This window comes from Nocardia coubleae NBRC 108252, assembly GCF_001612805.1.
Lineage (GTDB): Bacteria > Actinomycetota > Actinomycetes > Mycobacteriales > Mycobacteriaceae > Nocardia > Nocardia coubleae.
Genome location: NZ_BDBD01000030.1, coordinates 31,144 through 38,299, shown reverse-complemented (window position 1 = coordinate 38,299; position 7,156 = coordinate 31,144). Strand labels below are relative to the sequence as shown.

Here is a 7,156-nt window from a genome sequence, read left to right as displayed (position 1 = left end):
GGGGTCGGGTCGTGTGGGGCTGGGAATGCTGTCATGGCGGACTTAAGTGGCGCCGCCTTGGCTGGGAGTGCGGTAGGTGGCGGACTCGGGTGGTGCCCAGCGGGTTGGGCGTGCGGTAGGTAGTGGGCTCGGGTGTGGCTAGGAATGCGGTCATGGTGGGCTCGGGGGCGCGTTGTGGTTGGGCATTGATGGCCGGTTTTCACGTGTTCTGGGCGGTACCCTCGGGAGTGGGCGGTGTCGGCCCGGCCGAGTGGAGGCGATGACAGTGAGCGGTGGGGTTGGGGCCTCGTTCGATCCGGAGCGTGTTCGGGGGCTGCGCAGTGGCGGTTCGGCCGGGCGTCGGGGTGGGTCGGTGGTGGCGGCCGCGGTGGGGATCGTCGGGTTCGTGGTGGCGCTGTTCGTCATCGAGGGCGTCGACATGGTGCTGTCCTACGATCGGCCGCCGGGGGCGGCGAACGAGCTCGACGGTGCGGGGATCGAACCGCGTGCGGTGAGTGGGCTCGACGGGATTCTGTGGGCGCCGCTGTTGCACGGTGGGTGGGACCACCTGCTGGCCAACAGCCTGCCGCTGCTCGTGCTCGGGTTCATCGTGTTGCTCTCGGGGATCGGGCGCGGCATCGCCGCCACGGCGATCATCTGGGTGATCGCGGGGGTGGGGACGTGGCTGACGGGACAGACCGGGAGCGTGCACATCGGTGCGTCCTCGATCGTGTTCGGGTGGCTCACCTATCTGATCTGCCGGGGATGGTTCGCGCGCAATGTCGGGCAGATCGTGGTGGGGCTGGTGATCTTCCTGATCTACGGGTCGATGCTGTGGGGCGTGCTGCCCACGGACCCCCGAATTTCTTGGCAGGGGCATCTTTTCGGGGCGGTGGGTGGAGTGCTGGCGGGCTGGGTACTCTCTGGTGATGAACGTCGACGCCGCCGTGAAGCATCGGTCGGCCGCGCACTACCAACGCGGTAACCGGGGATCCGGTCTGGAGAATGGGGGGATCCTGCAGTGAGTACCAGCCCGTCGTGGCAGCATGAGGGCATGCGCCTTACCGTCCTCGGGTGCTCGGGCAGTGTGTCCGGCCCGGACTCCCCAGCGTCGGGGTACCTGTTGACCGGCCCGGATATGCGTCCGACCGTCATCGACTTCGGGCCGGGCGTGTTCGGCGCACTGCAGAAGCACCTGAACCCCGGCGATGTCGACATCTTCCTCACGCACCTGCACGCGGATCACTGCCTCGACCTGCCCGCCCTGCTCGTGTGGCGTCGATACCACCCCAATCCGCCCACCGGCAAGGCCCTGGTCCGTGGTCCGTCCGACGCGGCCTTACGCATCGGCAACGCCTCAGCCGAGATCGGTGGCGAAACCGACGACTGGTCCGACGTGATCGACTCCCAGGCGTGGACCGAGAACGTCGCCGTTCCGTTCGGCCCGGGTCACACGGTCGAGGCGCGCCGCATGTACCACCCGCCGGAGTCCTACGGTCTGCGCATCACCGCCGCGAGCGGCCGCGTGTTCGTCTACACCGGTGACACCGCCATGTGCGACGCCGTCGTCGAACTCGCCCAGGGTGCCGACGTGCTGATGGCCGAGGCGTCCTGGACCCACGATCCCGCGAATCGTCCTCCGGGCATTCACCTTTCGGGCACCGAGGCGGGCGAGATCGCCACCCGCTCGGGCGCCAAGGAACTGCTGCTCACCCATATCCCGCCGTGGACCTCGCGCGAAGACGTCATCGCCGAGGCCAAAGCGGCCTTCGCGGGACCGGTCCACGCGGTCGCACCGGGCGAGACCTTCGACCTGTAGCGCCACGGCCCCGGCACCTCGGCGAGGGGCCGCGAACACGGACGCACGCCGACGGGCATAATCCCTACCGTGTCGAGACGAGCCGATGGTAGGGCGGATGACGAACTCCGCGAGGTCAAGATCACCCGAGGATTCACCTCGCACCCGGCCGGGTCGGTGCTGGTGGAATTCGGGCAGACCAGGGTGATGTGCACCGCCAGCGTCACCGAGGGGGTGCCGCCGTGGCGGCGCGACTCGGGCCTGGGCTGGCTCACCGCCGAATACGCGATGCTGCCCGCCGCCACCCACACCCGCAGCGGGCGTGAGTCGGTGAAGGGCAAGGTCGGCGGGCGCACCCAGGAGATCAGCAGGCTGATCGGGCGTTCGCTGCGCGCGTGTATCGACCTGGCCGCACTCGGCGAGAACACCATCGCGCTGGACTGCGACGTGCTGCAGGCCGACGGCGGCACCCGGACCGCCGCCATCACCGGCGCCTACGTCGCGCTCAGCGACGCCGTCACCTACCTGGCCGCCGCGGGCAAACTGGCCGACCCGCAACCGATCTCGTGCATGATCGCCGCGGTGAGCGTCGGCGTCGTCGACGGCCGGGTGCGCCTGGACCTGCCGTACGAAGAGGATTCGCGCGCCGAGGTCGACATGAACGTGGTCGCCACCGACACCGGAACCCTCGTCGAAATCCAGGGCACCGGCGAAGGCGCCACCTTCCCCCGCTCCACCCTGGACAAGCTGCTCGATTCGGCGCTGGTCGGCTGCGAGGAGCTGTTCGCGATCCAGAAGGCCGCCCTCGCCCTGCCCTACCCGGGCGAGCTGCCCGAACCGGTGGGGAAGAAGTAGCCGTGGGCACGCGCGTGCTGGTCGCCAGCCGGAATGCCAAGAAGCTGAAGGAATTGCGCCGCATCCTCGACGACGCGGGTGTCGCCGGGATCGAACTGGTGAGCCTCGACGACGTGCCCCCTTACGAGGAGGCCCCCGAAATCGGCGCCACCTTCGAGGAGAACGCGATCGCCAAGGCGCGTGACGGTGCTGTTGCGACCGGATTGCCCTGTGTGGCAGATGATTCCGGTATCGAGGTGGATGCCCTCAACGGGATGCCCGGCGTGCTGTCGGCCCGTTGGGCCGGCCGCCACGGCGACGACGAGGACAACAACGCCCTGCTGCTCGGTCAGCTCGGCGACGTCCCCGACGAACGGCGCACCGCCCGCTTCGTCTCGACCTGCGCCCTCGTCCTGCCCGACGGCACCACAACGGTGGTCCGCGGCGAATGGCCCGGCACCATCGCCCGCGAACCACAGGGCGAAGGCGGCTTCGGCTACGACCCGCTCTTCCACCCCGACGGCGGCCCCCGCAGCGCCGCCGACCTCACCCCTGCGGAAAAAGACGCCGCGTCCCACCGAGGCCGCGCACTCACCCAGCTCCTGCCTGCCTTGGCAGCCCTGGCCTGAGTTTCACGATCATCACGCTCTGGTGATGGAGCCCACCCGGCGCCGATGCGCCATCAGGGCGTGGTCCAGTCGAGGGCGCTCGGCATCGATCGAGATCACCACGCCGTGGTGGCGGAGGCTACTCGCGAGATGCCGCCATCAGGGCGTGGTGATCGAGAGCCCAGGACCTCAGAGGTTGTACTGAGCTTTGACGTCTTTGGCGTTGCGGTGCTCGACGAAGAAGGAGAGCAGGGGGATGGTGCCCGCGATGAGGGTGCCGACGGTGCGGGCGATGGGCCAGCGGACCTTGACCGCGAGGTCGGCGGTGACCAGCAGGTAGGCGAAGTACACCCAGCCGTGCACGAGCGCGATCCAGCGCGGGGTGTCCATGCCGAAGCCGTACTGGGCGATCATCTCGGCGGTGAGCAGCAGCAGCCACAGACCGGTGAACCAGGCAAGGGCGCGGTAGCGCAGCAGCGCGGAGGCGATCTTGGCGTTGTCCGCCGGTGCGCCGGTAGCCGGTTTGTCCAGCGACGGTGCGGTGGTGTTGTTGTCGGTCACCCGGCATTCCTCTCAGGGGCGTGCAGACCGGCGGCGCGGGTCTGCGCATCGATATCGCTGGCGTGCAATCGCGCCAGGTACTGGTTGTAGGCGGCGGTCTCCGGGTCGTCCGCGGCGGCGGCCTTGGGCCGTTCCGGCAGGATTCCGGCTGGAATCTCGCGCGGCGCCTCGGCCTTGCTCGCGCGCGGCGCGGCGGGCTCGCCCGCCTCGCGTTCGAGACGCACGAACCTGACGTAGGCGAACACCGCGAACGCCGCGAACAGCGGCCACTGCAGCGCGTACCCGAGGTTCTGCCCGGTTCCGGTCGCGGAATCGAACCGTTCCCACTGCCACCAGGCCAGTGCGAGACAGCCGAGCGCGACCACGATGACCAGCGCGATCAGCGCGGGCCGGTTGTACGCCGGGCGGGAAGGTCGATCGGACACACCACAACGGTACCTGCCTACTACACGTTGCGTAGGAGCAGGTCGCGGCCCACAAACCCGGTCGAGGCAGGCGTCACAGCTGCGCGGCGCGGAAGGTGTGGCGGTAGGTGGTGGGGGAGACGCCGATGGTGGTGGCGAGATGCTGGCGCAGGGAGGCGGCGGTGCCGAGGCCGGACTCGGCCGCGACGCGGTCGATGGGCAGGTCGGTGGCCTCGAGCAGGTGACGGGCCAGGTCGACGCGCTGGCGGGTGAGCCACTGGCCGGGCGGGAGGCCGGTTTCCTCGCGGAAGCGGCGGCAGAAGGTGCGCACGCTCATCCGGGCGTGGGCGGCGAGTTCGGCGAGGGACAGGGGGCGGTCGAGGTGGGTGAGCGCCCAGGCGCGGGTATCGGCGGTGCTCGCGGTGCCCGATTCGGGCATCGGCCGATCGATGAACTGGGCCTGACCGCCCTCGCGCCACGGTGGCACGATGCACAGCCGCGCCACCCGGTTGGCGACGGCGCTACCGTGGTCGCTGCGCAGCAGGTGCAGGCACAGGTCGATGCCCGCCGCACTGCCCGCGGCGGTGAGGATGCGCCCGTCGTCGACGAACAGCACGTCGGCGTCCATGCGCACCCGGGGGAACTCACGGCGGAACCGTTCGGCCTGGTTCCAGTGGGTCGTCGCGGGTCTGCCGTCGAGCAATCCGAGCGTGGCCAGTACGAAGGCCGAGGTACAGAAGCTCACCACCCGGGTCTGCGGGCGCCGCAACGCGTCGGCCACCTTCTCGGGTAGGCGATAGCTCGCGTGGTCGTCGCATTCGTTGAACGGCGGGATGACGACGATGTCGGCGTCGTCGAGCGCACTGCTGTCCCGCTCCACCGAGATCGTGAAGTCGGCGTTCGTGCGTACCGGCGCGCCGTCGAGGCTGCAGGTGCGGATTTCGTAGAGCGGGCTGCCGTCCGCCCCGACCGCCGTCCCGAAGATGCGGGCCGGGATCCCGAGTTCGAAGGGATACACGCCGTCCAGGGCCAGAACCACCACGCGCTGCATGGCAAGATCCTTGCACATATTGGCCTCCCTGCCACTCGTCGGCTTCCCCGATGCCCGGCATTGTCTTTCCCGTACGGAAACGGCAACGCGCACAGAAGGAATCGACATGCGGGCAATCGGACAGGACACCTTCGGCGGACCCGAGGTGCTGCGGGTGATCGACGTCGACCGGCCGGAACCCGGCCCGGCGGAAGTGCTGATCCGGGTACATGCGGCGGGTGTGAACCCGACCGACTCCTGGCATCGCGCCCTTGGCGGGCTGCGGGGCGCGATCACCCCGCTCGGTTGGGATGTTTCCGGTGTCGTCGAGGCGGTGGGCCTCGGCGTCACGTTGTTCGACCCGGGCGACGAGGTGTTCGGCATGCCACGACACCCGCACCCGGCCGCAACGTATGCCGAGTACGTCACCGCGCCGGCCCGCCATCTCGCCCACAAGCCCACGAACCTGAGCCATCTCGAGGCGGGCGGTCTGCCGCTGGTCGCCCTCACCGCGTGGCAGGCGCTGGTCGACACCGCCGATGTGCGTCCGGGACAGCGTGTGCTGGTCCACGCCGCGGCGGGCGGTGTCGGACAGGCGGCGGTGCAGATCGCGAAAGCGCGCGGTGCCCATGTCGTCGGCACGGCGCGCGCCGACAACCACGAGTTCGTCCGCGGCCTGGGCGCCGACGAGGTGATCGACTACACCACAACGGCTTTCGAGGAAGTGGCCCGCGACATCGACGTGGTGGTCGACACCATCGGCGGCGAATACGGGCCACGCTCGCTGCGCACGCTCCGGCCGGGCGGCATCGTGGTCTCCCTCGCATCGCCCGCCGAGGCCGCGCTCGCCGACATCGCGCGTCCGCTGGGGTTGCGGGCCCAGTTCATGATCGTCGAGGCCGACCGCGCCGGCATGCTCGCGATCGCGGATCTGGCCCGCGAGGGCGCCCTGCGCGTGCATGTGGACACCGTGGTGCCGCTGGGGTCGGCGAGCAAGGCGCACGAGATCGCCGACACCCAGCGCACGCGGGGCAAGATCGTGCTCGAGGTCGCTCAGAACTCGTAGGCGACGCCCGTCATCCGCTCCGATTCCTCCCAGAGGCGCCGCGACAGTTCGGGATTGCGCGACAGCGAACTCGACGGGCACGCCTCGACCGGACCCTGCGACTGCATGAGCCGGTTCGGACCCCAGTAGACGGTGGGATCGGCGTCGGGTTCGGTCGCGGCGAACAGGGTGGAGTGGGCGGCCTTGGCGGGCGGGTGGCCGATGAGGCGGATGACCGGCTTGCTCACCCGGTCCAGCAGGGTCTCGGTGCGGGCGAACAGGTCGGTCGCCGAGACGCCGGGGTGCACCGCGTAGGACTTCTGCTTCGCCCCCGCCTCGCCGAGGCGGCGCTGCAGTTCGCGGGCGAACATGAGGTTGGCCAGCTTCGCCTGCGCGTAGGCGAGATTGCGCTGGTAGCGCCGGTTCTCGTAGTTCAGGTCGTCGATCCACAGCTTGGGGGTCTGCTTGTGGGCGATGCTGGCCAGGGTCACCACCCGGTCGCGGACGCGGTCGAGCAGTAGCCCGGTGAGGGCGAAGTGACCCAGATGGTTCACCCCGAACTGGGTTTCGAACCCGTCGGCCGTCCGCGAGAACGGCACGTTCATCAGGCCCGCGTTGTTGACGAGCACATCGAATTCGCCCTGCTGCTCGGCGAATTCGCGCACGGAGGCCAGGTCGGCCAGATCGAGGGCGGCCACCCGCACGTCGCCGGGGATGGCGGCGGCGATCGGTTCGGCCTTGGCCTTGTTGCGACAGGCCATGATCACGGTGGCGCCCTTGGCGGCCAGCACCTTCGTGGTCTCGGCGCCGAGGCCGCCGTTGGCGCCGGTGATCACGAAGGTGCGGCCGGTCTGGTCCGCGATGTCAGCTGGTTTCCATGCCATGCCCCGACCTTAC

9 protein-coding genes are annotated in these 7,156 nt (G+C 69.7%); 5 read left to right on the top strand and 4 right to left on the bottom strand.

All coding sequences use genetic code 11. The features are described from left to right. Positions 1–259 precede the first annotated feature (259 nt). The 4 genes from NCO8_RS29755 (at position 260) to rdgB (ending at position 3,240) form a co-directional block, all read left to right on the top strand. Complete coding sequence (locus NCO8_RS29755) at positions 260–964, top strand: rhomboid family intramembrane serine protease (RefSeq protein WP_084457590.1); 705 nt, start codon at positions 260–262, stop codon at positions 962–964. Between the two features lie 69 nt (positions 965–1,033). Then, positions 1,034–1,798, top strand: coding sequence for a cyclic nucleotide-degrading phosphodiesterase (locus NCO8_RS29750; protein ID WP_067644975.1), 765 nt, complete (start codon positions 1,034–1,036; stop codon positions 1,796–1,798). A gap of 69 nt (positions 1,799–1,867) precedes the next feature. After that, complete coding sequence (gene rph, locus NCO8_RS29745; RefSeq protein ID WP_067644972.1) at positions 1,868–2,632, top strand: ribonuclease PH; 765 nt, start codon at positions 1,868–1,870, stop codon at positions 2,630–2,632. A 2-nt stretch (positions 2,633–2,634) separates the two neighbouring features. Further along, positions 2,635–3,240, top strand: a complete 606-nt coding sequence (gene rdgB, locus NCO8_RS29740) for an RdgB/HAM1 family non-canonical purine NTP pyrophosphatase (RefSeq protein WP_067644969.1) — start codon at positions 2,635–2,637, stop codon at positions 3,238–3,240. A 168-nt stretch (positions 3,241–3,408) separates the two neighbouring features. Here the strand turns inward: rdgB and NCO8_RS29735 are convergent, their stop codons facing one another. The 3 genes from NCO8_RS29735 to NCO8_RS29725 all read right to left on the bottom strand — a co-directional run bounded on the left by NCO8_RS29735 (position 3,409) and on the right by NCO8_RS29725 (position 5,253). Further along, on the bottom strand, positions 3,409–3,780 hold the full coding sequence (locus NCO8_RS29735; RefSeq protein WP_084457589.1) for a DUF3817 domain-containing protein: 372 nt from the start codon (positions 3,778–3,780) through the stop codon (positions 3,409–3,411). Beyond that, a complete protein-coding gene (locus tag NCO8_RS29730; RefSeq protein WP_067644966.1) occupies positions 3,777–4,205 on the bottom strand; it encodes a transcriptional regulator in 429 nt (142 codons plus the stop codon). The genes NCO8_RS29735 and NCO8_RS29730 overlap by 4 nt, the downstream gene beginning before the upstream one ends. Positions 4,206–4,278: 73 nt before the next feature. Beyond that, on the bottom strand, positions 4,279–5,253 hold the full coding sequence (locus tag NCO8_RS29725; RefSeq protein ID WP_210740939.1) for a GlxA family transcriptional regulator: 975 nt from the start codon (positions 5,251–5,253) through the stop codon (positions 4,279–4,281). A gap of 88 nt (positions 5,254–5,341) precedes the next feature. Between NCO8_RS29725 and NCO8_RS29720 the strand changes: the two genes are divergently transcribed. After that, complete coding sequence (locus NCO8_RS29720) at positions 5,342–6,280, top strand: NADP-dependent oxidoreductase (RefSeq protein WP_067644963.1); 939 nt, start codon at positions 5,342–5,344, stop codon at positions 6,278–6,280. Here NCO8_RS29720 and NCO8_RS29715 read toward each other — a convergent pair. Then, the gene (locus tag NCO8_RS29715) at positions 6,268–7,143 is read right to left on the bottom strand and encodes an oxidoreductase (RefSeq protein WP_067644960.1); all 876 of its coding nucleotides are present in this window, start codon (positions 7,141–7,143) and stop codon (positions 6,268–6,270) included. The two genes, NCO8_RS29720 and NCO8_RS29715, sit on opposite strands and share 13 nt — an antisense overlap. Between the last annotated feature and the right edge of the window lie 13 nt (positions 7,144–7,156).

What these genes read in the sequence shown, in the direction of transcription:
- NCO8_RS29750 (WP_067644975.1), top strand. Translation starts at nt 1,034, where the DNA reads ATGCGCCTTACCGTCCTCGGGTGCTCGGGCAGTGTGTCCGGCCCGGAC.
- NCO8_RS29720 (WP_067644963.1), top strand. Translation starts at nt 5,342, where the DNA reads ATGCGGGCAATCGGACAGGACACCTTCGGCGGACCCGAGGTGCTGCGG.
- NCO8_RS29715 (WP_067644960.1), bottom strand. Translation starts at nt 7,143, where the DNA reads ATGGCATGGAAACCAGCTGACATCGCGGACCAGACCGGCCGCACCTTC.
- NCO8_RS29725 (WP_210740939.1), bottom strand. Translation starts at nt 5,253, where the DNA reads ATGTGCAAGGATCTTGCCATGCAGCGCGTGGTGGTTCTGGCCCTGGAC.
- NCO8_RS29755 (WP_084457590.1), top strand. Translation starts at nt 260, where the DNA reads ATGACAGTGAGCGGTGGGGTTGGGGCCTCGTTCGATCCGGAGCGTGTT.